We start from the raw sequence: 25,926 nt of genomic DNA, 5'->3' as shown, positions 1-25,926 counted from the left end.
AGGGCCGGGTCAAGCCCTCACACATCGGCGCAGATGCCGATTTATGTCGCTTGACCTGCGCCTACGCTCACGCTGTGCCAGACCCCCGCAGCCAGGAAATTGCCGCAGAACAACAGATCGTCGACCGGGTCCACGAACACGTCGAGAAGGCCCGGGAACAAGCGAGAGTCCTCGAACGCGAGGGCCACGGCCGCGCCGCCGGCGGTTCCGCCGCCGGGCTCGTCGAACGCGACGTGCTGGTCCGGGCCGCCGCCACCCGCCTGAACACGCTCGATGCCGAGGAGGAAGGACTGGTCTTCGGCCGCCTCGACTTCGACGACGGCGACAGCTACCACGTCGGCCGCCTCGGCGTCCGGGACGGGCTCGAGCCGCTGCTCCTCGACTGGCGCGCGCCGGCCGCCGCACCGTTCTACCGGGCCACCGCCGGTGACCCGCTGGGAGTCGTCCGCCGTCGGGTGATCCTCTCCCGGGGCCGGACGGTCGTCGACCTCGATGACGACGTACTGACCCCGGACAAGGCCGGTGGCCTGCGGGTGCTCGGCGAAGGGGCGCTACTGGCGGCGTTGCGGCGCTCACGCGGGCCGCACATGCGCGACATCGTCACGACGATCCAGCGCGAGCAGGACGAGGCGATCCGGGCACCGGCCCGGGGCTTCACGCTGATCAGCGGGGGGCCCGGGACCGGCAAGACCCAGGTGGCGCTGCACCGCGCCGCGTACCTGCTCTACACCGACCGGGGCCGGTTCGCCGAGGGACGGATCCTGGTGGTCGGACCGTCCACGGTGTTCACGAGCTACATCGGGCGCGTCCTGCCGTCGCTCGGCGAAGACAGCGTCCACCTGCGGGCGCTCGGCGAACTCGTCGACGGGGTCACCGCTACCCGCCGCGACCGGGCCGAGGTCGCCGTGATCAAGGGCAGCGAGCGGATGGTCGACCTGCTCCGGGACCTGGCCTGGCAGACCCCTCCCGGCGCTCCCGGCCGCCTCCGGCTCACCTACGCCGGTCAGGTCCTCACGCTCGGCCCCGACGTTCTGGCCACGGCCCGCCGCCGGATCCGCTCCCGCTGCGAACAGACCGGCCTCGCGTCCGGCGGCGGCACCGTGAACAGCGCCCGCCCGATCGCCGCCGAGATCCTCGTCGAGGCTCTCCGGGCCGAGGCCACCCGCACCGGCACCGGGCTCGACCGGGCCACGTTCACCGACGACGTCGCCGACCGTCCGGAGCTCCGGCGCTTCCTCCACACCTGGTGGCCCGCCCTGACCCCGGCCGCCGTGCTTCTCTGGCTCACCGACCCCGCCCGCGCCACCGGCCTCACCTCCGGCGAGGCCGATCTGCTCTCCGCGTCCTATCGCCCCGCCGTCGAGCGTCCGGCCCCGGATTGGTCGTCGGACGACGTCCCCCTGCTGGACGAACTGGAGCAGGTGCTCGGCGAGCGGCCACCGGCACCGCCGGTGCCCGAGCCGGAATGGCGGGCGCGCGAACTGACGACCGGAACCCGGACCGTGAGCACGTTCGTGCTCAGCTACGGCATGCACAACGGCTGGGAGATCTACGCACCCGGCCACCCCACGCCGTTCGCGTCGGCGGGCGCGCAGCAGATCGACAGCCAGGCCGTCGGCAGCGCGAAGCAGTGGGCGGTGGCCGTCATCCTGCGGGAGGGCCACACGGTCGTCGGCTGGACCGACGGGTTCGATCCGCACGGCGAGGAGGGCTACGTCCCCGACCTCGAGGAACCCCTCCCGATCGAGGAGGAGGACGACACCGTGCCCGACCCGTACCGGCACGTCATCCTCGACGAGGCCCAGGACCTCTCCCCGATGGAGTGCCGCCTGATCGCGCGCCGCGCGGAGTACGCCTCGATGACCGTCGTCGGCGACCTCGGCCAGGCCACCCACCCGCTCGCCTCCGCGACCTGGTCCGAGCTGGTCGAGCGGCTCGGCAAGCGCGACGTCCGTACGCTCGAGCTGCACACCGGCTACCGCGTGCCGGAGGTCATCGCGGACTACGCCGCGCGGATCCTCGCGCCCGGCCTGCCGCCGACCCGGTCCTATCGACCGGGAGGGTCGCTGTCGGTCCGGCACGTCGACGACCTGCTCGTTTCCCTGGCGGACGCGAGGCGCGAGGCACCCGGCGACAAATCGGTCGCGGTCGTCGCGGCCGACGGGTTCGAGGCGCCGGGGGTCGACGTGGTGCCGGCGAGCCTGGTGAAGGGCCTGGAGTACGACCACGTGATCGTCGTCGAACCGGCCGACATCGTGGCGGCCGAACCGCGTGGCCTGAACCGGCTGTACGTGGTGCTCACCCGGGCCGTCGCGAGCCTGGTCGTACTGCACCGGAAGCCGCTGCCGGAGGGCCTGGTGTCCGGAAGCACACGAACGGTTGCACCCTTGTCGGCTAAAGGACGACGAGGAGCAAGTGGACCGTGAGTGTGAACACTCTGTTCCCCGCCACCGGATCGGCCGGTGAGAACGGGGATCGCATCTCATGGCACTCAGGACACGACTCGCCGCGGCCGCGCTCGTGGCCACCGCTCTCGGTGCGGTCGCCGCTCCGGCCGCGGACGCCGCCCGGCCCAGCACTCCGGCGGCGGCCCAGCCGCCGTTGTCGAGCTCGTCGCGACCGACCAACTTCGACTGGACCAAGGCCACGATCGACCTGCCGTGGACCGCGGCCCGGCTGCCCGACGGCAGCCACTGCGGCGGTGGCCGGCTGACGTTCGCGCCGGTCGCGGAAGGCGAGAGCGACTGGGGCACGGCGACGCGCGGCCGGTACACCTACCTGGTGCGCGGGCTGGAGTTCGCGGACGTGAACCGCGACGGGCCGAAGGACCAGCTGGTGCAGTTCATCTGCCAGAAGACCGGCACGGACGTCGGGTTCGTCTACTACTTCGTCTACAGCTTCCGCGGCAAGCACGTGTACCGGACGCACTACACGTTCCGGCCGGTCGTCCGCGACTTCGTGACGTCGGCGGACTTCGCGGCGAACGCGAAGTGGGTCGTGCTGGACATCCACCCGCGCACCGGCGCGGTCGACGTCACCCAGTACGTACGCGGGAAGCGGCCGGTGACGGTCGACCGGACGTTCCGGTGGACCGCCCGGCACGGTCTGATCGCCGGCCGCCCGCTGCCCTACCACCCCGAGGCGGACCGCGCGCCTCGCTGAGCCCGTGCGCGGGGCGGGGGCCGGATCCCCGCCCCGCGCGTGGGGTCCGTGACCCGCTCGCCCTCGGGTGAATTGAACGGTCCGTGACGAGTGGGTGGCGGCTGTTGTGCTGCGCGAGCACCTGGCGAACCCCGACGTCGACGACGTCTACCGCCGCCAGGCCCACAACGTCGCCGAGGTCATCCAATGCGCCCACCCGGACGTCGTGCTGATCAACGAATTCGACTACGACCCGGTGGCGACCGGCCTGTTCCGCCGAGGAGCAGGCGGTCCTGCGGCTGTCGTCGAAGAGCCACTGGGACCTGCCGATCAAGCTCGGACGCAAGACCGTGCACTTCCTGGTCTCGCACCCGACGCCACCCACGTTCGACGGCCCCGAGGACCGCAACGGCCGGCGCAACCACGACGAGATCCGGTTCTGGGCCGAGCTCACCGAGAACCCGCCGACGGGATGCAGCCGCCTCTAGCCTGGCCGCGGTCCGGTCTCCCGGACGAGACCGCGGCCCGCATCGCCCGGCGCCGCACCCACCGGCACCCCTTCGAGTGACCGCCGGATCGGCCGGCGGGCGTGGTAGACGAAGGCCGGTGGCAGGTTCGACCAGACGGTCCGGCCCGGGACCACCTCCTCGAAGCGCGCGTGCAGGGCGGTACGCAGTCGCCGGCCGGGTGGCGTCCAGGCGGCGTGGACGTAGGCGAACGTCGTGAACGTGCCGGCGTCGGTGAGCAGGTCGCGGACGGCGTCCAGGATCGTGTCCTGCCGGGCCGCCGGGAAGACCGTCCAGGGCAACCCGCTGATCACCGCGTCGGCGGGCGGCAGGTCCAGAGCGCCCAGCTCGGTGGCGTCGGCGTGGTGCAGTTCGAGGGACGGGTACCGGCGGGCCAGCCGTCGCACGAAGCGGGCGTTGACCTCGACCGCCACGTGCCGCCCGCCGTCGGCCAGCAGGCGGTGGATCGGGGCGGTGAACGCGCCGGTCCCCGGCCCCAGTTCGACGACGCACGGCGAGCCCGTGCGCGGGACCGGGGTGGTGATCCGCCCGGCCAGCGTGCGGCCGCTCGGCGCCACCGCGCCGGTCGTGAGCGGGTGGCGGACGAACTCGGTCAGGAACGACAGCACGTCGGAGGTCATGCGGCCGACGCTAGGAACCGGCCGGTCGCCCGGGATCCTGCCGCCGGTCCGACCTTCGGCCACTTGGAGGAGGCGGCCCGCTCCGGCCTGCGTAGGTTGGGAGCATGCGGAGGTGGTGGCTCGGCCTGGTGCTCGGACTCGTCGCCGCGGGTTACGCGGTGGCGAGCGTCGCGCTGCGGCCCCCGTACGCCGACGACGATCCGAGAGTCGCGTACGCGCTGGCCCTCGCGGCCGGGCTGCTGCTCGCGGTGGTCTGGCGCCTCCCGTGGCCGGTGCTCGCCTCCGAGGCGCTGCTGCTGGTGGTCACCGACACGGTCTCGCCGTTCAACGCCGACACCGCGCAGGGCGCGATCCTGGTCGCGCTCGGCTTCGTCGCCTACCGTGCGGGCTGGCCCGCCTCGGCCGGTGGCGCGGCGCTCACGCTGGTCGCGACGATCGTGAACGCGGCCGACGCCGCCGACTCGGCCCACCTCGACACGCTGGCCGGTCCCCCCGGCCTCGTCCGGATCGCCGCGCTGATCACGATCTCGAGCGCGCCGATCGCGATCGGACGCTACCTCCGCGGACTCCGCGACGCCGCCGACGTTGCCCGGGAACGGGCCCTCGAGGCTGAAGCTGCACGGGAGGTCGAGACCAGTGCCGCCCGGCAGGCCGAGCGCACCGCACTCGCACGCGACCTGCACGACATTCTGGCGCACCACATCGGAGCGATGGCGCTGCAGTCCGGAGCGGCGCTCTACGCGGTGCGGCGCACCGGCAGCACCGACGGGGCGATCGCGGCTCTCGACACGGTCCGGGGCACGTCGGTGCAAGTCCTCAACGAGCTCCGGACGCTGCTCGGGGTGCTCCGCGACCCGGACGCGGCCGGGATCCCGGCGACCGATCCCGAACAGGCGCTCGGCGACGCGGTCAGCCGGGTCCGCTCGGCCGGGCTGATCGTCGCGGACGAGATCGCGGACGTCGCCGGGGCGCCGCTGGTGCTGCGGACGACCGCGGTCCGGGTCGTGCAGGAGGGGTTGACGAACAGCCTGAAACACGCGGGTCCGGGCGCGAGGGCCCGGGTACGGGTCGGGCTCGTCGCGGGCGCGGTGCACGTCGAGGTCTCCGACTCCGGGCCGCCGGGAGCGCCGCCGGGGTTGCCGGGGGCCGGGCACGGGCTGCTCGGCTTGCGCGAGCGGGTCGCGCTGCTCGGCGGGACGCTCACCGCCGGGCCGGACGGCGCCGGCTGGCGTCTGGACGCGCGCTTACCGCTGCGGGAGGCCGCGTGACGATCCGGGTGCTCGTGGTGGACGACCAGCCGGTCGTGCGGGCCGGGGTCGCGCTGCTGCTGAATGCGGCCGGCGGCTTCGCGCTCGTCGGCGAGGCAGCGGACGGTGCCGAGGCGGTGAGCGCGGCGGCGCGGCTGCGACCCGACGTCGTGCTGATGGATCTGCGGATGCCCCGGCTCGACGGGGTCGAGTCCACCCGGCGGATCGTCGACGCCCACCCGTCCACGCGGGTGCTGGTGCTGACGACGTTCGCCGAAGACGCGGACCTGTACGGCGCGCTCGGCGCCGGAGCGATCGGGTACCTGGTCAAGGACGGTCCGCCGGAGGAGATGATCGACGCGGTGCGGCGCGCGGCGCGCGGAGAGCCGTTGCTGGCGCCGCCGGTGCTGGCGCGAGTGATGGCCAGGGCGGTGGACGCCCACACGTCCGAAGCGGCCCGGCCGCGCGGGGCCGGGAGGCTCACCGAACGCGAAGCCGAGGTGCTGGCGCTGGTGGGAGCGGGGCGGTCGAACGCCGAGATCGCGAGCGCGCTGCATCTGGGCGTCACGACGGTGAAGACGCACGTCTCCGCGGCGATGGAGAAGCTCGCGCTACGCAACCGCGTGCAGGCCGCGGTGGTGGCCCATCGGATGGGGCTGGTGGACGACGACTTCCGGGTTCGCGCCCGGTGACTATCGTCGATCCGTGTCCGCGACCAGTCTCTTCGCCGTGCCGGGGGTGGGCTTCGTCGTCCGGACCGCGCGGCGCACGGTCGTGGAGTCGCTGTACCTGGTGACCGGGCCGCCGGTCGCGGCGGCCGGAGCGCTGGTCGTGCTGGTGAGTCTGTGCGCCGGCACGGTCGTGTCGCTGCTGCGCGGGGGGAGGCCGGTCGGACCGGGGTTCCTGGCACCGGCCCACTGGGCCGCCGACGTGGAACGCTGGCGGATCGAACGCGTGCGCCCCGCAACCAAGCGCCCCACAACCGAGCGCCCCCCGACCGACCGCACCGGCCCGTCGGACCGCTCAGGCGCGGCCGACCCCGGGGCCTGGCTCGACGCCGCGCACCCGGCGATCGTGCTGCCGGTCTCGCTGATCACCGGGACGATCACCGCGCTCTGGTGGTTCGTCGCGGTCGGCGGCACGACCGCGCGGCTCCGCAACGACTACGCCGCCGGGCCGCTGCCCCCGATGACGCTCACCGCCGGTAGTGCCGGGTCGCACATCGACCTGAGCCTGGGGCTCGCCTCCCCCTCCGCTCGGATGCTCTTCGGAACCCTCGTCGGGCTCGCCCTGTTCTGCACGCTCCCGCTGCTGACCCGCGCCTGCGTCGCGGCGCAGGCCCGCCTCGGCCAGGCTCTCCTCTCCGACGCCTCCGCGCTGCACCGCCGCATCCGCGGCCTCGAACTGGAGCGCGACACGGCCCGCGCGCAGACCGTCGCCGCGGTGTCGGCCGAGGCCTCGGCCCTGCGCCGCCTCGAACGCGACATTCACGACGGGCCGCAGCAGCGTCTCGTCCGCCTGGCGTTGGAGCTCGGACGGGCGCGGCACCACCTCGACACCCGGCCGGAGACGGTCCGGGAGGCGCTGGCCGACGCCGCCGTGCAGGCGCAGGAGGCGCTGGAGGAGCTCCGTGCGCTCTCCCGGGGCATCGCCCCGCCGATCCTGGTCGACCGCGGGCTACGGGAAGCCCTGACCGCGCTGGCCGCACGCTCGACCGTCCCGGTGGAGATCGACGCCGGCGCCGACCGCCTGGACCCCGCGGTCGAGACCGCCGCGTACTTCGTGGTCGCGGAGGCGCTGACGAACGTGGCCAAGCACAGCGGTGCGCGCCGGGCCACGATCACCCTGCGGCGGACCCACGTCGCGGTCACCGACGACGGCGCCGGTGGTGCGGCTCTGGACAAGGGCCACGGCCTCCGCGGCCTCGACGACCGGGTCCGGGCGGTCGGTGGCCGGCTGCTGATCGTCAGCCCGGCCGGCGGCCCGACGACGATCACCGCGGAACTGCCGTGACGCTCCGGATCGTGGTCGCCGACGACGCGGTGCTGCTCCGCGAGGGGCTGGTCCGCCTGCTGGCGGAGGACGGGCACCAGGTTCTCGCCGCGGTCGGCGACGGCCCGTCGCTGGTCGAGGCCGTGGTCGAACATCGTCCGGACGTCTCGGTGGTCGACGTGCGCATGCCTCCGACCCATACGGACGAAGGCCTGCGCGCCGCCCTGGCCGCCCGGGCCCGGGTACCCGGCTCGCCCGTGCTCGTGCTGAGCCAGTACGTCGAGGCCTCGTACGCGAAGGATCTGCTCGCGGACGGATCCGGCGCGGTCGGCTACCTGCTCAAGGACCGGGTCGCGAAGGTGGCCGAGTTCCTGGACGCCGTGCGCCGGGTCGCCGGCGGGGGCACCGTGCTCGATCCGCAGGTCGTCGCCCAGCTGCTGCACACCAACCCGCTCGACGCGCTCACCGGCCGCGAGCGGGAGCTGCTGGGGCTGATGGCCGAGGGCCACTCCAACGCCGCGATCGCCGACCGGCTCGTGCTCAGCGCCAGTGCGGTCGAGAAGCACATCGGCAACATCTTCGCCAAACTCGGCCTGCCCCCGGACGACGCCCAGCACCGCCGCGTCCGGGCGGTGCTGGCCTACCTCAACGGGTGAGCGCGCCTCAACGGGTGAGCGAGTCGGCCACCGGACGCCGGGCCGCCGCCACCGCGGGCACCGCCGTCAGCCCGGCCAGGACGAGCAGCACCCCGAGCCCGGTGCAGACCAGCGACGCCGACGAGGGATACCGCACCGCTCCCTCGGTGTTCAGCAGGTACAGCACCTGCCCGGCCAGCAGCCCGGCCACCACCCCGGGAACCGCGGGCAGCAGCTGGGCCACCGCCATCCCCAGCCCGGCCTGCTGCGGCGTCACCCCGAGCGTCCGGGCGACGGCCAGCGGCTGACGGGCGTCGAGCACCGCGCTCCAGGTACTGACGACGGCGTTGAGCAGCGCGAGCCCGCACAGCACGACCGCGACGACGAGCAGCGCCTGGTGCATCCGCGCTTCGACCGGATTCGCCATGACGGTTCCGCCGAGGTGGTCGAGTTCCGGGCTCTGCGCGTGGACGACGAGGACCGCCGCCAGCCCGGTCGTCGTGAGGAACGTGTTGATCGTGACCAGGCGGGCCCGGCGCGGGCGGCGCGCGTTGATCCGGACGCCGAGCAGCACCGGCGTCGGCAACCGCCGCGACAGCCGGACCCGCCAGCGGCGACGGCGGGGCGGCGCCGGGGCGTCCGCCAACGCGTGCAGGGTGCTGGTGGACGCGGCCCGCACCACCGGGGCCAGGGTCGCGGCGATCGTGATCGCCAGGGCCAGCGCCAGCGCGGCGATCGCCGCGCGCAGCGGCGGCGGGTGGATGCCGACCGTGCCCACGACCCCGGCGCCGGGGGCGGTCAGCGAGGGCGCGGCGAACCAGCCGATCAGCAGTCCGAGGCCGGCGGCCGCGAGGCTGACCAGCAGGTATTCGGCCAGGTGCACCGCCGCGACCGTGCCCGGCCCCGCGCCGACGGCCTTGAGCAGGCCCACCCGGCGGCGCCGGCCGGCCACCCGGCCGGCGACGATCCCGGCGACGCCGGCCACCGCGAGCCCGGCGAGCAGCCAGCTGCCGATCAGCAGCGCCTGCCGGACCGGCTCGGCCACCCGCTGGATGCGGTCGGAGAAGAACCGGGCGGAGAAGTAGTCGACCCGGAACGGGTCCGGGCGCGGCAGCGTCTCGAGGACCGACGGGCCGGTGACGGTCAGATTCATCGAGTACGAGGGCGGCTGGCCGTCGGCGAGCGTGCCGATCTCCTCGCGGTCGACCCAGATCAGCCCGCCGGACTCGCCCTGGACGGTGCCCGGCTGGTGCCACCCGGCGTTGGGGAACGGTGGCCGGGCCGCGGTGATCGCGATTCCGTCGACCCGCAGCTCGTGGTGGCCGATCGCCACCCGATCGCCGACCCGCAGATTCAGCGCGTCGGCGAAGGCCCGCTCGACGACCGCGCCGCCAGGGCGGATCCAGGTTCCCCCGGTCACCGCGGGCCGGTCGATCGCCGCCGGGCCGCGATCACGGCCCTCGACGACGACGTTCACGGTCTTGCCGTGGGCGCTGAGCGTGAGGAAGACGGACGGGAACGGTCCGCTGTGTCCGGTGACGCCGTCAGCGGTCGCCACCTGGTCCAGTGCTTCCAGCGCGCCGGGACCGTAACCCTGCGTACGCGCGACGACGTCCGGGCCCGCGGTCGCGGCCCGGGTCTGGGCGTAGGCGTCGTCGATCACGGTGTCGGACGCGATGCCGAGCGTGAGGGTGGCGGTCGCGGCCGTGATCGCCGTCAGCAGTAACAGGCTTTCGGTGCGACGACGGCGCAAATCGCGCATCAGCAACCGACTCACGAGCACCAGGCGTCCGATCACGACACATGGATAACGGTTATCCCCTGATGGTGTCAACCGGCCCGATCGGGACAGAATCAGAGTCATGCGCGGACACCCGGCTCTCAAGGCGGTCCTCACCGGACTGCTCGCCGGGCTGCTCGCGTACGCGTTCGGCCATCCGTACTGGACCGGCCACCAGTTCTCCGGCGTGCTCGTCGCGCTCGAATGCGCGGTGACCGCGGGTGCCGGAATGGTCCTGCGCACCTCGTCGGCCAGCGCCTCCAGCGGTGATCTGATCACGCTGGCCGGGTTCGCCTGGGCGTTGAACTGGTCGAGCGGATGGGACGCCGGGTGGTTCCCGCTGATCGCCGACTTCGCCCAGGCCTCGTTCTTCCTGCTGCTGAGCGTCGGGGTGCTGCTGTACCCGACCGGCCAGCTGCAGACTCGCGCCGAACGGCTCTGGGTCCCGGCGGCCGTGGTCGTGCTCGGGGGCGGTGAGCTGGTCTTCACGCTGCTGTCGCGCCCGGAGTGGATCGGTTACCGGCCGGACGTGGTCTGGCCTACATTCCTGGCCGATCGCGCCGCGTTCGACGTCGCCAAAAACGTCATCGCGGTGGCGTACGTCGTGCTGGCCGCCGGATTCGCGGGTGTGCTGATCCTGCGCGCCCGGCGCACCACCCGCGGCCCGCAGCGCGTGATCATCCCGGCGCTGGTGGGCGTCGCCGCGATGGGGGTCGTCGCCGCGCTCGTCGAGCTGGACGCCGCGGTCAACGACACGCAGACCGCGGTCCTCGCCGGGATCCTGCAGGGCACCGCGACGCTGATCATCCCGTTCGCGCTCCTCGGCGTCGGGGTCTACCGGCAGTGGCTGGTCGCGCAGGTCGCGCACCGGCTGGTCCGGCTGACCCGGCCCGCCTCGGTCGCGCAGGTACGGGCCGCGTTACGCACCGTGCTCGAGGACCCGACGCTCGACCTGCTGCTCTGGGCCCCCGGTCCGCAGCGCTGGGTCGACGCCGAGGGCCGGGTGCGGGTCCCGTCGCTGACCGGCGCTCCCCCGCGACCGTCCGGCGACGACCGGTGGCTGGTCCCGGTGACGTCCGCGTCCGGGCGTCCGCTGGCCGTCGTCGACGCGCACCCGACGCAGCGCCTGCACGAGCCGCTGGTCCGGGCCGCAATCATCGCCGGCACGCCCGCGCTGGAGACGGCCCAGTTGCAGGCCGTCGTCCAGGCCCAGCTCGAGCAGACCCGCGTCGCGCAGGCCGCGACGCTCGTCGCCGAGGCCCGGGCCAGGCGGCAGATGGAGCGCGACCTGCACGACGGCGTCCAGACCGGCCTGTCGGCGCTGGCCATGCAACTGGCCGCCGCGCAGGCGATCAGCGGCGACGACGCACTCCAGACCTGCCGGGACCTGCTCGACACGGTGCTCGGCGACCTGCGGATGTTCGTCCGCGGCATCAACCCGGCCGTCCTCGAGTCCGACGGGCTCGGTGGTGCCCTGCGGGCCGTCGCGGAACGTTTCCCCGGCCTGGTGGACGTCGAGGCCGACGACGTGCGCTACCGGCCGCAGGTCGAGCAGGCGCTGTTCTTCACGCTCAACGAGGCGCTGGCCAACGCGGTCCGGCACGCCGGGGCGTCCAGGATCGTGGTGCGGGTGGGCGCGGAGTCGGCCTGGCTGACCGGCAGCGTCTCTGACGACGGCAGCGGAACCGCGCAGTGGTCGCCCACCGGTGGGCTGGCGGGGATCCGGGATCGCATCGAGCTGGTGGGTGGGCTGGTGGAGCTTGACAGCACCCCGCGCAGCGGGACGCGGGTGTGCGTGCGGGTGCCGCTGGAAATGGCCGCGGCGCAGTGACCGCGGGCGGGTGACCGGGACGGCCCGGGCCACCAAAGGCGAGCTAGCCGCCCGAGTACCGGGGGCCGGCCGAGTCAGCGGTTGAGCGGATCCCGCGGGAGGCCGAGGAGACGTTCGCTGATGACGTTGCGGCTGATCTCGGACGTGCCGCCGGCGATCGTCATCGCGCGGGAGTAGAGGTAGCCGGTCGAGACGGCCGCGTTCGAACCGTCGACGCCGGCCGGGCCGGCCAGGCGGAGGCCGAGCTCACCGATCGACTGGGCCAGTTCGGCCGCGATGAGTTTGGTGAGCGCGCCTTCGATGTTCGGCTCGTTGCTCCCGGACACCGCGCGCACGACCATCCGGAGGTTGAGCAGCCGCGCGGCCTGCTCGACCGCGACCAGCCGCCCCAGCTCGCGCACCGCCGCGACGTCGGTGACCCCGTACTTCTCGATCACCCGGACCAGCGACGCCGCGCCCGCACTGATGCTGCGCTCGCTGCCGATCGACACCCGCTCGTTGCCGAGGGTGGCGCGGGCCACCGTCCAGCCCGCGTTCACCTCGCCGACGACGTCCTCGTCGGGCACGAACACGTCGTCGAAGAAGACCTCGTTGAACATCGCCGCGCCGGTGATCTCGCGCAGCGGGCGTACCTCGACGCCCGGGCCCTTGAGGTCGACGACCATCGCGGTGATGCCCTGGTGTTTCGGCGCCTCCGGATCCGTGCGGACGGTCGCGAGGCCCCGGTTGCAGTACTGGGCGCCGCTGGTCCAGACCTTCTGGCCGGTGACGCGCCAGCCGCCCTCGACCTTGCGGCCACGCGTCTGCACGGCGGCGGCGTCGGAGCCGGCGCCGGGCTCGCTGAACAGCTGGCACCAGATCAGTTCGCCGGACAGGCTCGCCGGGATCCAGCGCTCGACCTGCTCGGGGTCGGCGTGCTGGCTGATCGTCAGCGTGACCCAGCCGCCGATGCCCAGTTGCGGGACGTCGACGTCGGCGAACTCCTGCTCGATGACCAGCTGCTCGACCGCGCGGGCGGCCCGCCCCCAGGGCTTCGGCCAGTGCGGGACGAGGTACCCGGAGTCGACGAGCAGCCGGCGCCTGCCGTCGGCCGGTGCGGCGTGGAACGTCTCGAGGAACGTCCGGGCTTCGGCGCGGAACGCCTCGGCCTCGGGCGGCAGGTCCACAGCGTGGACGCGGCGCACGCCGTCGCGGGCGGCGGCAGCGACATCGTCCTCGGCCCCGGCCACCGGGCCCCAGAGCGCGGCGAGCGTGATCGCCCGGCGCAGGAAGAGGTGGGCGTCGTGCTCGTAGGTGAAGCCGATGCCGCCGAGGATCTGGATCGCTTTCTGGGCGTTCGACTGGTAGGCGCGCAGAGCGGTGGCGGCGGCCACGGCGGCGGCCTGGTCGGCTTGCGCGGGGTCTCCGGTGGCGGCCCGAGCGGCGTCCCAGGCCGTGGCGGTGGCGGTCTCGGCGTCGACCAGCATGTTCGCGAGGTGGTGCTTGACCGCCTGGAAGCTGCCGATGATCCGGCCGAACTGCTCGCGGACCTTGGCGTACTCGAGCGCCATCGCGAGGGTGGCGTGCGCTCCCCCGGCGGCCTCGGCCGCCGCGAGCGCGCGCCCCACCCGCACCGCGATCCGCGCCGCCCCCGGGAACAGGAGCACGCCCGGCGAAGCCCCGGCCGGCGCTTCCCCGGCGGCCGGGGACGCGGTGAGGCCGGCGACGTGGAGGCGGGCGGCGCCGAGCGCCGGGTCGAGGCCCGGGGTGGGTTCGAGCGTCGCGTCGGCGACCGGCACCAGCACGAGGTCGTCGGCACCGGCCCGCACCAGCAGCGCGTCGGCCCAGCGCGCGCCCGGCACCGGACCCACCGAGCCGGAGAGCGTCCCGCGGTCGGACGACAGCGCACCGGCCAGGCCGAGCACGATCACCCGCGACCCGTCGGCCAGCGACGGCAGCACCTGCGCCCGGACCGGGTCCGGGCCCACCGCGTCGAGCACCGCGCCCGCCGCCACCGCGGCCAGGAACGGCCCCGGCGCCGGCACCGCCCCGAGCTGCTCGGCGACCACCGCCAGCTCGGGCAACCCGGCGTCCGACCCGCCGTAGGCGTCCGGCAGGTGCAGGCCGATCCACCCCAGATCGGCCATCTGCTTCCACGCGGTGTTCGGCGCCGCCGTCGCGGTCAGCGCCTCCCGGGTCGCGCGGCGCAATCCCTGCGCCTCCCCGAACGAGCGAACGACGTCGGCCAGTTGCCGGTGGTCTTCGGTCAACGCGAGAGGCATGCCACGCACATTAGAACGCGTTCTGTTTTCCCGTCCAGGATTCCGGACCGGTGCCGGGACCGGCCTCGACGCGGTTCTCCGGCCGGCCCACCGGCCACTCCTCGTCGCGGACGTCGGCGAGGATCTCGTCGACCGCCGCGAGCAGACCGGTGTCGAGCGGCTCGGCCGCCCACTCCGCGTTGCGGCGCACCGACTCCGGGTCGGCCGCGCCCACGATCGTGGCGGCCACGCCGGGCAGCGTGACCGCGAACTGCAGGGCCAGGCGGACGATCGACGTGCCCTGCTGACGACAGAACTCGGCCGCGCGGCCGCACGCCTCCCGCAGCGCGGCCGGGGCCGGGTGCCAGCCCGGCGGACCGGAGTCGGTGAGCAGCCCCATCCCCAGCGGCGATGCGTTCAGCACCTCGATGCCCCGCTCACCGATGAACGGCATGCGCTCGCCGAGCGTCCGGTTCTGCAGCGTGTAGTGGCAGTAGGAGAGGACGGTGTCGACCGGTGCGCGCCGCGCGACCGAAACCAGCGCGGGCAGCGGGAAGCCGGTGATGCCGACGGCCCCGACCAGTCCCTTCTCCTGCAGCCCGCGCAACGCGGGAAGCGTCTCCTCGACGATCTGGTCCAGCGAGCCGAACTCGATGTCGTGGCACTGGATCAGGTCGAGGTGGTCGGTGCGCAGGCGCCGCAGGCTCTCTTCGACGCTGCGGACCACCCGGTCGGCCGAGAAGTCGAACACGTCGACGTCGTACCGCCCGACCTTGGACGCGAGCCGGTACGAACCGCGGGGTACCCCGCGCAGCGCGTCACCGAGCACGGTCTCGGCGGCCGTACGGCCGTAGTACGGCGAGACGTCGATCAGCGTGATCCCGGCGTCGAGCGCGGTCCGGACGGTCGCCCGGGCGGTTTCCGGCGCGATCGGCCCGTACTCGCCCCCGAGCGCGGCCGCGCCCAACGCCAGCGCGCTCACTCCTGGGCCCGTCCGCTCGTGATCCGGGAGATGATCAGCGCGCAGAGGATGATCGCGCCGTTGAGCGCGGCGATCCACTGGGCCGGGACGCCCGCGAGCGTCAGCACGTTCTGGATCACGTACAGCAGCAGGATGCCGGTGAACGCGCCGAACACCGTGCCCTTGCCGCCGTTGAGGCTCACTCCGCCGATCACCGCGGCCGCGAACACCGTGAAGATCGCCCCGTTGCCCTGGGCCGCGGCTACCGACGCGAGCCGCCCGGAGAGCATCAGCCCGCCCAGCGCGGCCAGCACGCTGGCGATGACCAGCACGGCCCACAGCACCCGGTCGGTCCGGATTCCGGCGGCCCTGGCCGCGTCCGGGTTGCCGCCGATCGCGTACAGCGACCGCCCGACCCGGGTGTAACCGAGCGCGACGATCCCCAGTGCGAACAACGCGAAGCACACGTAGACGCTGACCGGGACGCCCAGCCAGATCGTCGAGCCCAGGTACATCATCGACGGCGGCAGGCCGAAGAACGTCTGGCCGCCGGAGATGCCGGTCAGCAGCCCCCGCAGGACGATCAGCATGCCGAGCGTGACGACGAACCCGTGCAGCCGGAACCGGACGATCAGCAGCCCGTTGATCAGGCCGATCACCGCACCGGCGGCGAGCGTGATCGGGATACCGGCCCAGCCCGGCACCGCGCCGAGCCCGTGGGTGACGCCGGGCTCGACGATCAGCCAGGCGGCCAGCCCCGGTGCGAGGCCGAACGTCGACTCGAGCGAGAGGTCCATCTTCCCGGCGATCAGCACCAGCGACTGGGCCAGCACCAGCAGGCCGATCTCGGCCATCGTCTGGAGGATGTTGATCAGGTTGTCGGAGCTGAGGAAGACCGGGTTCACGAAGTACCCGACGATCGCGATCGCGATGATCGCGGGCACGAGCGCGAGGTCGCGCAGCCGCCCGATCCGCAACCGCCGCCCCCTGCCCTCCGCGTCCGGGGGCTGGGCGTCCACGCCGTCCGCGTCCGGCGGCCCGGAGGCCGCGGAGGCCGCGGAGGCCGCGGAGGCCGCGGAGGCCGCGCGCGAAGCCGCCGACGGCGGGCCGGAGGCCGCGCCGGGCGACTCCGGAGCCGGTCCCGGGGGCGAAGTGTCACTCGTCATCGATGCGCCGTCCTTGCTCATCGCGGCCCAGCCCTTCCATCGCCGCGACCAGGTCGTGGTCGCTCCACTCACTGCCGAACTCGGCCACCTGCCGTCCCTGGAACAGCACCAGCACCCGGTCGCAGGTCCGCAGGTCGTCCAGTTCGTCGGACGCGACCAGCACGCCCGTTCCTCCCGACCGCACCTGGTCGACGACCCCGAGCAACGTCTCCTTCGACCGGACGTCGACCCCGGCCGTGGGCTGGATCAGCACCAGCAGTTTCGGGTCGTTGGCCAGCGCCCGGCCCATCACGACCTTCTGCTGGTTTCCGCCGGACAGCGCCGACACCGCCAGGTCCGGCCCCGGCGTCTTCACCGCGAGTTCCTCGATCAGCCCGGACGCCAGCCGGTCCCGCCGCCGGCGGGAGATCAGCCCGAACCGCCCGAGTCGCCGGGGAACCGTCATCGTGAGGTTCTCGGCGATCGACAGATCGGCCACGAAGCCCTCGGCGTGCCGGTCCTGCGGCACCAGCCCGACCCCGGCCGCCAGCGACGCCGGCACGCTGCCGGGCTTCAGGACCGTGCCGTCGACCGTCACCGTGCCGCCCTGGGGCCGCCGCAGCCCGACGACGGTCTCGGCGATCTCCCGCTTGCCGCTCCCGCCGCCACCGGCGAGCCCGACGACCTCCCCGGCCGCGACCCGGAACGAGACCGGCGGGCCGTCGGAGGTCCGCAGGTCCCGAACGTCCAGCACGGCCGGGGTCCCGGCCGGAAGCGGGGGCCGGGAGGCCCGTTCGATGAGCGCGGTCGCGTCCCCGGTCATCGCCGCCACCAGCTCGCTCGACGGCATCGACGCCACCGGACCGGTGACGATGTGCCGCGCGTCGCGGAACACCGTCACCTCGTCGCAGACCCGGTAGATCTCCTCCAGGTGGTGGCTGATGAACAGGAACGTGATCCCCCGCTCCTGCAGTCCCCGCATCCGGTCGAACAGCCGGTTGATCGCGGGCCCGTCGAGCTGGGCGGTCGGCTCGTCGAGAATGATGAACCGGGCGTCGTACGAGAGCGCCCTGGCGATCTCCACGAGTTGCCGCTGCTCGACCGCGAGTTCCCCGGCCGGCCGGGTCACGTCGACGTCGACCTCCCAGGTGGCGAGCAGCTCGGCGGCGTTGCGCCGCAGCTCTCCCCAGCGGATGACCCGTCCGGGCTGCCGGTTGAGGAACAGGTTCTCCGCGACGGTCAGCGACGGGATGATCGTCGACTTCTGGTACACGCAGGCGACGTTGCGCCGCCAGGCGTTGCGGTCGTGCAGCGGCGGGGCGTTCCGGCCGGAGAAGCGCACGGTGCCCTCGTCCGGGGCCTGCAGTCCGGTCAGGATGCTCACCAGTGTCGATTTGCCCGCGCCGTTGCGCCCGACCAGGGCGTGCGTGACACCGGCCCGCACGACGAGCCCGGCATCACGAAGCGCCACGGTGGTCCCGTAGCGCTTCGTGATGCCGGTGGCCTCAACTAACACTGTTTCCCCAGAGCGACTTGTCGTCGAACTTCAGGGTCTTCTCCGTCCCGATCGTGGCGCCGTCGCGGGTGACCAGGGGCGCGGTCAGCTGGTCTTCGAGCAGACCGTCACGGACCTTGATGATCGTGCTGTTGTGGTCGGTCGGCCCGGGCTTGAACGTCTTCCCGGCGATGGCCTGCTGCACGTAGTACAGCCCGTACTTGGCGTACAGGTCGGCCGGCTGGGAGACCGTCGCGTCGATCTGGCCCGCCGCGATGTCCTTGAGCTCCTCGGGGATGCCGTCGTTGGACACGATGAACACGTGCTTCGGGTCTTCCGGCGCGACGAGCAGCTTGCGCTGTTTGAGAACCTGCAGGGTGCCCGAGAGCGCGAAGCTCGACTGCATGTACACACCCTTGATGTCCGGGTGCGCGGCCAGCCGGGTCTGCAGCTGGTTCGCCGCGGTGGCACCATCCCACTTGGACGGTTCCGCGAACACCTGGATGCCGGGGTAGTTCTTCTTCATGCACTCTGCGAACGCCTCGGTGCGGTCCCGGCCGTTGATCGAGGCGACGTCGCCCATCAGCTCGACGACCTTGCCCTTGCCCTGCAGCTTCGTGCCGAGGAACTGGCAGGCCTTCTCGCCGTAGGCCCGGTTGTCGGCCCGGACGACCATGAACACGTTCCCGGTGTCCGGACGGGTGTCGATCGTGACGACCGGGATCTTCTTCGACTCGAGCTGCTGGAGCGTCGGAGCCACCGCCGCGGTGTCCTGCGGCGCCATCACGATGCCCTTGGCGCCCTGGCTGAGCAGCGTCTGGACGTTCGCGGTGAGCTTCGCGATGTCGTTCTCGGAGTTGGTCGTCTTCAGGTTCTTGATGCCGAGTTCCTTGGCCTCCTGCGGGCTGTAGCGCACATAGGCGTTCCAGAAGTCGGTGTCCGACCGCGGGTAGTCCGACCCGATCACCGGATCGGATCCTCCCGAGCCGCCGGTGGTGGAGTTGGAATTACAGGCCGCGAGCACAACCGCCGCGGCGGCCACGGCTAATAGACGGAGCATTCTCGGACGCACGGGGACTCCTTCGTCGGTGCGGGGGGCAGTTCTCCGAATGCGGTTCTGGCTACCGGGCCCAGGCGGGCCCGTTGGGATACGTGAATTCGGTGAGCGACGCGTCGTGGATGCGTGCGCCGATGCCGGGGGAAGCCGGGGCGCGGTACCGTCCGCCGCGCACCTCGACCGGGTCGACGAAGTGCTGGTGCAGGTGGTCGACGTACTCGATCATCCGGTCGTCCTGGGTGCCGGTGACCGCCACGTAGTCGAACATCGCCAGGTGCTGCACCATCTCGCACAGCCCCACCCCGCCGGCGTGCGGACAGACCGGGACGCCGAACTTCGCGGCCAGCAGCAGGATCGCGATGTTGTCGTTGATCCCGGCGACCCGGGTGGCGTCGATCTGGACGACGTCGATCGCACCGGCTTGCAGCAGTTGCTTGAACAGCACCGGGTTCGCGCCGTGCTCTCCGGTCGCGACCTTGACCGGGCTCACCGCGGCTCGGATCCGGGCGTGGCCGAGGATGTCGTCCGGCGAGGTCGGCTCCTCGATCCAGTACGGACGGTAGGGCGCGAGCACGCCCATCCACTCGATCGCCTCGTCGACGCCCCAGACCTGGTTGGCGTCGACCGCGATCGGGGTGTCGGGTCCGACCGCGTCCCGGGCGACGCGCAGGCGCCGCAGGTCGTCGTCGCGGTCGCCGCCGACCTTGAGCTTGATCATCCCGAAGCCGTCGGCGACCGCCTCCTTCGAGAGGCGGGCGAGCTTCTCGTCGTCGTAGCCGAGCCAGCCCGGCGTCGTCGTGTAGGCGGGGTAGCCGTCGGTCCGGAGGCTGGCCGCGCGGTCGCCCCGGCCGGCCTCGGCCGCACGCAGGAGATCCAGCGCCTCGGCCGGCGTCAGCGCATCGCTCAGGTACCGGAAGTCGACCAGGCCGACGATCTCCTCCGGGGAGAGATCGGCCAGCAGCTGCCAGAGCGGCTTGTGCTCGCGCCGGGCCCGTAGGTCCCAGGCCGCGTTGACGATCGCGCCCGCGGCCATCGCGATGACGCCTTTGTCGGGCCCGAGCCAGCGGAACTGGCTGTCACCGGACATCCGCCTGGCGAACCCTCCGAGGTCTGTCAGCACCTCGTCGGTCGGGAGCCCCACCACCAGGGAGGCCAGCGCCTCGATGGCCGCGACCTGCACGTCGTTCCCCCGGCCCACGGTGAACACCAGCGCGTGGCCCTCGTCGCCGTCGCTGGTCCGGAGCACCACGTAGGCCGCGGAGTAGTCCGGGAACGGGTTCATCGCGTCCGAACCGTCGAGGAACTTGGAGGTCGGAAACCGCACGTCATGCGTTTCCAGGCCGACGATCGAGCTCGTCACTCCACAACCCTCCGAGCGATCTGAGGAAACTCCGGTCAATTGCCGTGACCGGCGTCTCACTCGGCGGCGAGACATCCGATGTTTACACCCACCGCAGGGGGCGTCGCTAGACCTAGGATGTTTTCGTTACGAGGAGGTGGTTCACCTGTCGCTGACCGATGACGCGATCACCCGGATCCGCGAGCTGATCCAATCCGGCGAGCTCGCCCCCGGCAGCCGCCTGCCCCCGGAGAACCAGCTCGCCGCTCAGCTCGGCATCTCCCGCAACTCGATGCGCGAGGCCGTGAAGGCGCTGCAGTTCGCCCGCGTGCTCGACGCCCGCCCGGGTGACGGCACGTACGTCACGAGCCTCGCGCCCGGCCTGCTGCTGGCCGGTCTCGGCTCCGCCGTCGACCTGCTGCGCGACGACACGCTGCTCGAGGTCATGGAGATCCGCTCGATGCTCGAGCCCGCCGCGACCTCGGTCGCGGCGCTCCGCATCACCGCGGACGGCCTCGCCGAGCTGGAGTTCCTGCTCGGCCGGATGCGGGCGGCCGCGTCCGACGCCGAGGAGCTCGTCCGCTACGACATGGACTTCCACCGGACGGTGGTGGCCGCCACCGGCAACCAGTCGCTCATTTCGGTCCTCGACGGACTGTCCGGCCGGACGGCACGCGCCCGGGTCTGGCGAGGCCTGCTCTCTGCGGACGCCGCGGCGAACACGCTCGCCGAGCACCAGGCGATCTACGACGCGCTGGCCGGCGGCGACCCCGAGCTGGCCCGAGCGGCCGCGTTACTCCACGTCAGCTCGTCGGCCCGGTGGCTGCGGCACACGCTGGCCGAGAGCACGTGAGCAGGATTCCCCGCCGCCGGCCGGACCGTCTCACCGCCGGGCAGCGCGCGCTCCACGCCGAGATCGCCGGTGGGCCACGGGCGCGACGATCCGCCGCTCAGCCGAGCGGGCCGACCGTGGCCAGCGCCCGCTCCACCGCGTCCGCGAAGGAGCTTTGCGCGCCGGAGGCGAGCCACGTTCGCTGAGCGGCGACCAGGCAGGCGAAGGCCGCGCCGGTGAGTGCGCGCGGGGCCGGGTCGTCGGCCGCGACCGGCGCGCGCTCGAGCAGGACCTGCACCAGCGCGTCCTGCAGGACCTGCAGTTTCTGCAGGTAGCCGGCGAACAGATCGGGGCTTTCGAAGATCATCCGGTGGATGGGCTCCACGAGTTCGTCGCGGCCGGGCTCGGCCGCGACCGCGGTCAGCACGCCGAGGACGTGGTGCAGCGACGTCCAGACCGGCTCGCCCGCCGGCCGGGCCCGCAGGACCCCGATCATCTGCTCGGCGACCAGGTCGAACTTGCCGAGGACGATCGCCTCCTTGGACGCGAAGTACCGGAACACGCTGCGCTGGGACATGCCGACGGCGGCGGCGATGTCGTCGATCGTCGTCGCCTCGAACCCGCGCTCGACGAACAGCGCTTCGGCGGTGACGGCGATCTCGCGCCGGACGGCCAGGCGGGTGCGCTCCCGGAGTCCGAGCTGTCTCATGCGGCGATAGTAGCAGCGCCAGCCTTGATTGACAGTCACTGACAGGTTCGGCGTACGGTGTTGCCATGAGCAAAACGATCGTCATCACCGGAGCCAGCGACGGCATCGGAGCGGCCGCCGCCCGGCAACTGCACCGCAACGGACACCAGGTGGTCGTCGTCGGGCGCTCCCCGCAGAAGACGCGGGCGGTGGCGGACGCGCTCGGCGCGGACTCCTTCCTGGCCGACTTCACCGACCTCGGCCAGGTGCGTTCGCTGGCCGCCGCGCTGGACGCGAAGTACCCGCGCATCGACGTGCTGGCGAACAACGCCGGCGGCGTCTTCGGAGACCGCACCAAGACCGTCGACGGGTTCGAGCAGACGTTCCAGATCAACCACCTGGCGCCGTTCCTGCTCACCCGGCTGCTGCTCGAGAAGCTGATCGCGTCGCGGGCGACCGTGATCCAGACCGCGAGCGTCGCGAACCGGACGTCCGGGAAACTCGATCTCGACGACCTCGATCACGACCGGAAGTACGACACGATCCGGGTCTATGGTGCCGCGAAACTCGAGAACATCCTGTTCACGAAGGAACTGCACCGGCGCTACCACGACCGGGGCATCTCGGCGGTGGCGATCCATCCCGGGAACGTGGCGTCGAGTTTCGGGCGGAACTCCGAGAGCCGGCTCATGCGGTTCATCACGACGAACCCGCTCACCCGGGCGGCGCTGCTGGTCGCGCCGGAGAAGGGCGCGGAGCAGATCGTCTGGCTCTCGGAGACCACCGGGTGGCAGCCCGGTGGGTACTACGTCAAGCACAAACTCTCGAAGGCCGTGAACCCTCAGGTCAACGACACCGCGCTGGCCCACGGGCTGTGGGAGCGTTCGGAGGAACTCGTGCGGTCCTAGAGACGCGGGTCGACGTGGATCTTCGGGCCGGGGCCCGCAGCGGGCGGCCGGCGCCCGGCGAGCACGGCAGCGACGCCGTCGAGGCCGACCGTGGCGGCGACCAGCGGCCGCGGGTCGACCAGGCCGTCCGCGTAGGCCTCGATCGCCGCGTCGAGCCCGGGTGACGCCGAGAGGATGCCGACCGCGGTCACGTCCTTGAGCACCAGCGTGCGGGTGTCGAGCAGGCTGGGGGCACCGGACAGCCCGATGTACACGACCCGGCCGCTGGGCTCCACCAGTTCCAGCGCGAGAGCGGGCAGGTGCGCCGCGTTGGAAGCGTCGACCACCGCGTCGAACGGGATCCGCGGGAGCGTGCGCTCGGTCCAGACGTACTCGAACCCCAGCGTGCCCGGGAACCCCCCGCCGGCGGCGGACCCGGGGCCGCCTGCGGGCTCGGGGCCGAGGAGATGGACCTCCGCGCCGGCGGCCCGCACGAACATCGCGACGAGCAGTCCGATCGCCCCCGGGCCCAGCACCAGCACCCGGTCACCCGGGCCGGCCTCCGTCGCCCGGGCGGCCCGCAGCGCGTTCCCGCCCGGCTCGACCAGTGCCCCCCGGACCGGATCCACCCCGTCCGGCAGGACGTGCAACGAGCTCACCGGCACCGCGAGCCGCTCCGCCAGCGCGCCCGCGCGTCCACCCCGGATCCCGACCTCCTGCCGCTCCTCGCACACGTGCTGATGCCCGCGCTCGCACCGACGGCAGGCGCCGCACCCGAGCATCGTGTCGCCCATGACCCGCCGCCCGGCCCAGGCCGGGTCGACCCCGGAGCCGACCGCCGACACGACCCCGCACCACTCGTGCCCCAACCGCATCGGGTAGCCCGCGTGGCCCTGGTGCAGGTACGCCATCTCGCCGGTGAAGAACTCGACGTCGGTGCCGCACACCCCGGCCCGCTCGACGTCGATCACCGCCTCGCCCGGGCCCGCCACCGGCGGCTCGACGTCCCACACTTCGGATTTGCCTGGTTCCACCAGCACGAACGCTCGCACTCGATAATCTTCGTCGATGAAGCTCCGCAGCGCTGACTGGTATGCCGGGGAAAGCCGCAACGCCTACATCCACCGCGCCTGGATGCGGCGGGGCAACCCGTCCGACGGCTTCCACCGGCCGCAGATCGCGATCGCCAACACCGCGTCCGACCTGACCCCGTGCAACGCGCACCTCACCGAGATCGCCGCGTCGGTACGCGACGGGGTGTTCGCCGCGGGTGGCATCCCGCTCGAGCTGCCGGTGGTGTCGCTCGGCGAGACGAACGTCCGCCCGACCGCGATGCTCTGGCGGAACATGGCCGCGATGGCCACCGAGGAGATGCTCCGCGCCAACCCGATCGACGGGGTCGTGCTGCTCGGCGGCTGCGACAAGACCATCCCCTCGCTGCTGATGGCCGCCGCCTCGGTCGACATCCCCGCCGTCGTCGTCCCCGGCGGCCCGATGCTCAGCGGCACGTTCCGCGGTGTGCCGCTCGGCTGCGGTACCGACGTCTGGCGCCTGTCGGAAGAGGTCCGCGCCGGGACGCTCTCGCAGACGGACTTCATCCGGTCGGAGTCGGCGATGATCCGCAGCCGCGGCCACTGCAACACGATGGGTACCGCGTCGACGATGGCGCTGGTCGCCGAGGCGCTCGGCGTCATCGTGCCGGGCGTGGCGGGCACGCCCGCGCCCGACAGCCGCCTGCGGGAAGCCGCCCACGGCACCGGCCGTCTCGCCGTCTCACTGGTGGAGGACGACCGCCGCCCGTCGACGTTCCTGGGCCGGGCGAACTTCCACAACGCGATCGTGGCCCTTGCCGCGATCGGGGGCTCCACCAACGCGGTCGTGCACCTGCTCGCGATCGCCGGCCGCCTCGGCGTCCCGCTGACCCTCGACGACTTCGACCGGATCGGGTCCCGCGTCCCGGTGCTGGTCGACCTGCTTCCGGCCGGACGCTTCCTGATGGAGGACTTCCACCGCGCCGGTGGCCTGTCCGCCGTGCTGCGCGAGGTCCGCGACCTGCTGGACCCGGACGCGCTCACCGTCACCGGCCGGCCGCTGGTCGAGTATCTGGACGACGCCCCGATCTGGGACGCCGAGGTGATCCGGTCCCGGGGCGAACCGCTCGTCGCCGAGGGCGGCATCGCCGTGCTGCGCGGCAACCTCGCGCCGTCCGGCGCGCTGATCAAGCCGGCCGCGGCCTCACCGCACCTGCTGAAACACCGCGGCCGCGCGGTGGTGTTCGACTCCATCGAAGACTTCCACGCCCGCATCGACGACCCCTCGCTCGACGTGGACGCCTCGTCGGTGCTGGTCCTGCGCGGGTGCGGGCCTCGTGGCTACCCGGGAATGCCCGAGGTCTCGAACATGCCGCTGCCGAGGAAGCTGCTCGAGCAGGGCGTCCGCGACATGGTGCGGGTCTGCGACGGCCGCATGAGCGGCACCGCCTACGGCACCGTCGTCCTGCACGTCGCCCCGGAGGCCGCCGCCGGCGGTCCGCTCGCCCTCGTGCGGACCAGTGACTACATCGTCCTGGACGTCGAGCAGCGGCGGATCGACGTCGAGGTGCCGGCGGACGAGCTGGCCCGGCGGCAGCCGAAGACCGACGGTTTCGCGGCGCCGCGCCGGGGCTGGGAGCGCCTGTACGTGGACCACGTACAGCAGGCCGACCAGGGTGCGGATATGGACTTCCTGGTGGGGTCGAGCGGCTCCGAGGTCACCCGCGAGTCCCACTGACGCCGGGCCCGCGAGCCCGGACCGAGAGTCCTCACGCCGGGTGCGTCACGGCGGACGCAGTTCCTCCCCTTCGCCGGTCAACGACGTCAGGACGCGGCGGGCGTGCGGCGAATCGGGAATCACCGCGAGCAGCAACGGCGTGGCCGAGAACGTCGACTGGTGGTCGACGAGACGGCGAACCCACTCCATGCCCGCCGCCAGCTCGGCGAGCGGGTCGGTCGTGCCGCCGGTGCGCACCCAGTTGCCGAGCGCGGAACGGTGGATCGCGTCGATGAGGGCGGCGAGACCCATCGGCTGGAACGGCGGTGCGTCGGGCGCCAGGTGGTCCCGCAGGAACGACCTCGTCAGCGCCACGTACCGCTCGTGCTCGATCACCTCGCGCTTGCGTAACTCGGGCACCACCCGCGTCAGCTGGTATCGGCGCAGGACGAGGTCGGGCCGGCTGATGAACTCGCGCAGCGACTCCTCGGTAGCGGCGATGACGACCTCCACCGGATCCGCGTCGGGGGCGGACTCGACCAGGCAACGCTCGACCAGCCCGAGCCGCTCGGCGTGGTCGGGAAACACGAGTTCGTCTTTGCTCTCGAAATGCCGGAAGACGGTGCGACGGGACACGTCGGAGGCCTCCGCGACGGCTTCCACCGTGACGTTCGCGTATCCCTCGTCGAGGAACAGGGCCATCGCCGTCTCCGAGATCCGGTACTTGATCTCGAGGATCTTGCGCGAGGTCACCACCGGCA

Annotated in this window: 21 protein-coding genes and 1 pseudogene; 11 read left to right on the top strand and 11 right to left on the bottom strand. The window is 72.8% G+C overall.

All coding sequences use genetic code 11. The features are described from left to right. Positions 1 to 74 precede the first annotated feature (74 nt). The 3 genes and pseudogenes from ACIBZJ_RS00305 to ACIBZJ_RS00295 all read left to right on the top strand — a co-directional run. Positions 75 to 2,426, top strand: a complete 2,352-nt coding sequence (locus ACIBZJ_RS00305; protein WP_395923814.1) for a HelD family protein — start codon at positions 75 to 77, stop codon at positions 2,424 to 2,426. A 58-nt stretch (positions 2,427 to 2,484) separates the two neighbouring features. Continuing rightward, the gene (locus tag ACIBZJ_RS00300; protein ID WP_395923812.1) at positions 2,485 to 3,162 is read left to right on the top strand and encodes a hypothetical protein; all 678 of its coding nucleotides are present in this window, start codon (positions 2,485 to 2,487) and stop codon (positions 3,160 to 3,162) included. Positions 3,163 to 3,413: 251 nt separating this feature from the next. Further along, a pseudogene (locus tag ACIBZJ_RS00295) lies at positions 3,414 to 3,590 on the top strand (endonuclease/exonuclease/phosphatase family protein); the annotation flags it as partial. Positions 3,591 to 3,625: 35 nt separating this feature from the next. On the opposite strand, the gene ACIBZJ_RS00290 reads toward ACIBZJ_RS00295, so the two are convergent. Continuing rightward, entirely contained in the window at positions 3,626 to 4,288 is a 663-nt protein-coding gene (locus ACIBZJ_RS00290; RefSeq protein ID WP_395923810.1) for a class I SAM-dependent methyltransferase, read from the bottom strand. A gap of 104 nt (positions 4,289 to 4,392) precedes the next feature. Here ACIBZJ_RS00290 and ACIBZJ_RS00285 point away from each other — a divergent pair, with 104 nt between their 5' ends. From ACIBZJ_RS00285 to ACIBZJ_RS00270, 4 genes are read left to right on the top strand one after another with little or no spacing between them, the layout of a single operon-like run. Then, positions 4,393 to 5,556 carry a sensor histidine kinase gene (locus ACIBZJ_RS00285; protein ID WP_395923808.1) on the top strand — a complete coding sequence of 388 codons (1,164 nt, stop codon included), beginning with the start codon at positions 4,393 to 4,395 and terminating at the stop codon, positions 5,554 to 5,556. Beyond that, a complete protein-coding gene (locus ACIBZJ_RS00280; protein ID WP_395923806.1) occupies positions 5,553 to 6,227 on the top strand; it encodes a response regulator in 675 nt (224 codons plus the stop codon). The genes ACIBZJ_RS00285 and ACIBZJ_RS00280 overlap by 4 nt, the downstream gene beginning before the upstream one ends. A 13-nt stretch (positions 6,228 to 6,240) precedes the next feature. Further along, on the top strand, positions 6,241 to 7,548 hold the full coding sequence (locus ACIBZJ_RS00275) for a sensor histidine kinase (protein ID WP_395923804.1): 1,308 nt from the start codon (positions 6,241 to 6,243) through the stop codon (positions 7,546 to 7,548). Then, positions 7,545 to 8,183 carry a response regulator transcription factor gene (locus ACIBZJ_RS00270; protein ID WP_395923802.1) on the top strand — a complete coding sequence of 213 codons (639 nt, stop codon included), beginning with the start codon at positions 7,545 to 7,547 and terminating at the stop codon, positions 8,181 to 8,183. The genes ACIBZJ_RS00275 and ACIBZJ_RS00270 overlap by 4 nt, the downstream gene beginning before the upstream one ends. Positions 8,184 to 8,190: 7 nt before the next feature. Here ACIBZJ_RS00270 and ACIBZJ_RS00265 read toward each other — a convergent pair whose 3' ends face one another. Then, entirely contained in the window at positions 8,191 to 9,960 is a 1,770-nt protein-coding gene (locus ACIBZJ_RS00265) for an FtsX-like permease family protein (protein WP_395923800.1), read from the bottom strand. A gap of 64 nt (positions 9,961 to 10,024) precedes the next feature. Between ACIBZJ_RS00265 and ACIBZJ_RS00260 the strand changes: the two genes are divergently transcribed. After that, the gene (locus ACIBZJ_RS00260) at positions 10,025 to 11,773 is read left to right on the top strand and encodes a sensor histidine kinase (RefSeq protein ID WP_395923798.1); all 1,749 of its coding nucleotides are present in this window, start codon (positions 10,025 to 10,027) and stop codon (positions 11,771 to 11,773) included. 74 nt (positions 11,774 to 11,847) lie between these two features. Here the strand turns inward: ACIBZJ_RS00260 and ACIBZJ_RS00255 are convergent, their stop codons facing one another. The 6 genes from ACIBZJ_RS00255 to ACIBZJ_RS00230 all read right to left on the bottom strand — a co-directional run bounded on the left by ACIBZJ_RS00255 (position 11,848) and on the right by ACIBZJ_RS00230 (position 20,031). Then, positions 11,848 to 14,034 (bottom strand): acyl-CoA dehydrogenase family protein, encoded by a 2,187-nt coding sequence (locus tag ACIBZJ_RS00255; protein ID WP_395923796.1) that lies wholly within the window; start codon positions 14,032 to 14,034, stop codon positions 11,848 to 11,850. 10 nt (positions 14,035 to 14,044) lie between these two features. Then, complete coding sequence (locus ACIBZJ_RS00250) at positions 14,045 to 14,995, bottom strand: aldo/keto reductase (RefSeq protein ID WP_395923794.1); 951 nt, start codon at positions 14,993 to 14,995, stop codon at positions 14,045 to 14,047. After that, on the bottom strand, positions 14,992 to 16,140 hold the full coding sequence (locus ACIBZJ_RS00245) for an ABC transporter permease (protein WP_395923792.1): 1,149 nt from the start codon (positions 16,138 to 16,140) through the stop codon (positions 14,992 to 14,994). The genes ACIBZJ_RS00250 and ACIBZJ_RS00245 overlap by 4 nt, the downstream gene beginning before the upstream one ends. Further along, positions 16,130 to 17,635, bottom strand: a complete 1,506-nt coding sequence (locus ACIBZJ_RS00240; protein ID WP_395923790.1) for a sugar ABC transporter ATP-binding protein — start codon at positions 17,633 to 17,635, stop codon at positions 16,130 to 16,132. The genes ACIBZJ_RS00245 and ACIBZJ_RS00240 overlap by 11 nt, the downstream gene beginning before the upstream one ends. Further along, the gene (locus ACIBZJ_RS00235; RefSeq protein WP_395925960.1) at positions 17,625 to 18,674 is read right to left on the bottom strand and encodes a sugar ABC transporter substrate-binding protein; all 1,050 of its coding nucleotides are present in this window, start codon (positions 18,672 to 18,674) and stop codon (positions 17,625 to 17,627) included. Before ACIBZJ_RS00235 ends, ACIBZJ_RS00240 begins: the two co-directional genes overlap by 11 nt. A 61-nt stretch (positions 18,675 to 18,735) precedes the next feature. Then, positions 18,736 to 20,031 (bottom strand): enolase C-terminal domain-like protein, encoded by a 1,296-nt coding sequence (locus tag ACIBZJ_RS00230; protein ID WP_395923788.1) that lies wholly within the window; start codon positions 20,029 to 20,031, stop codon positions 18,736 to 18,738. A 145-nt stretch (positions 20,032 to 20,176) separates the two neighbouring features. Here ACIBZJ_RS00230 and ACIBZJ_RS00225 point away from each other — a divergent pair, with 145 nt between their 5' ends. Further along, positions 20,177 to 20,863, top strand: a complete 687-nt coding sequence (locus ACIBZJ_RS00225; protein ID WP_395925958.1) for a FadR/GntR family transcriptional regulator — start codon at positions 20,177 to 20,179, stop codon at positions 20,861 to 20,863. A gap of 97 nt (positions 20,864 to 20,960) precedes the next feature. Here the strand turns inward: ACIBZJ_RS00225 and ACIBZJ_RS00220 are convergent, their stop codons facing one another. Beyond that, positions 20,961 to 21,551: a TetR family transcriptional regulator gene (locus ACIBZJ_RS00220; protein WP_395923787.1), complete on the bottom strand. Its 591-nt coding sequence runs from the start codon at positions 21,549 to 21,551 to the stop codon at positions 20,961 to 20,963. Between the two features lie 65 nt (positions 21,552 to 21,616). On the opposite strand from ACIBZJ_RS00220, the gene ACIBZJ_RS00215 reads away from it, so the two are divergent. After that, a complete protein-coding gene (locus ACIBZJ_RS00215; RefSeq protein ID WP_395923785.1) occupies positions 21,617 to 22,438 on the top strand; it encodes an SDR family NAD(P)-dependent oxidoreductase in 822 nt (273 codons plus the stop codon). Here the strand turns inward: ACIBZJ_RS00215 and ACIBZJ_RS00210 are convergent. Further along, positions 22,435 to 23,469 carry a zinc-binding dehydrogenase gene (locus ACIBZJ_RS00210; protein WP_395923783.1) on the bottom strand — a complete coding sequence of 345 codons (1,035 nt, stop codon included), beginning with the start codon at positions 23,467 to 23,469 and terminating at the stop codon, positions 22,435 to 22,437. The genes ACIBZJ_RS00215 and ACIBZJ_RS00210 overlap by 4 nt on opposite strands. A gap of 16 nt (positions 23,470 to 23,485) precedes the next feature. On the opposite strand from ACIBZJ_RS00210, the gene ACIBZJ_RS00205 reads away from it, so the two are divergent. Continuing rightward, a complete protein-coding gene (locus tag ACIBZJ_RS00205) occupies positions 23,486 to 25,186 on the top strand; it encodes an IlvD/Edd family dehydratase (RefSeq protein ID WP_395923781.1) in 1,701 nt (566 codons plus the stop codon). 45 nt (positions 25,187 to 25,231) lie between these two features. Here ACIBZJ_RS00205 and ACIBZJ_RS00200 read toward each other — a convergent pair whose 3' ends face one another. Beyond that, positions 25,232 to 25,921, bottom strand: coding sequence for a TetR/AcrR family transcriptional regulator (locus tag ACIBZJ_RS00200; RefSeq protein ID WP_395923779.1), 690 nt, complete (start codon positions 25,919 to 25,921; stop codon positions 25,232 to 25,234). Between the last annotated feature and the right edge of the window lie 5 nt (positions 25,922 to 25,926).

Source organism: Cryptosporangium sp. NPDC051539 (genome assembly GCF_044454545.1).
Classification (GTDB): domain Bacteria; phylum Actinomycetota; class Actinomycetes; order Mycobacteriales; family Cryptosporangiaceae; genus Cryptosporangium.
Note: the sequence above shows the minus strand (reverse complement) of the source record. Positions and strands in the feature narration are given on the sequence as shown.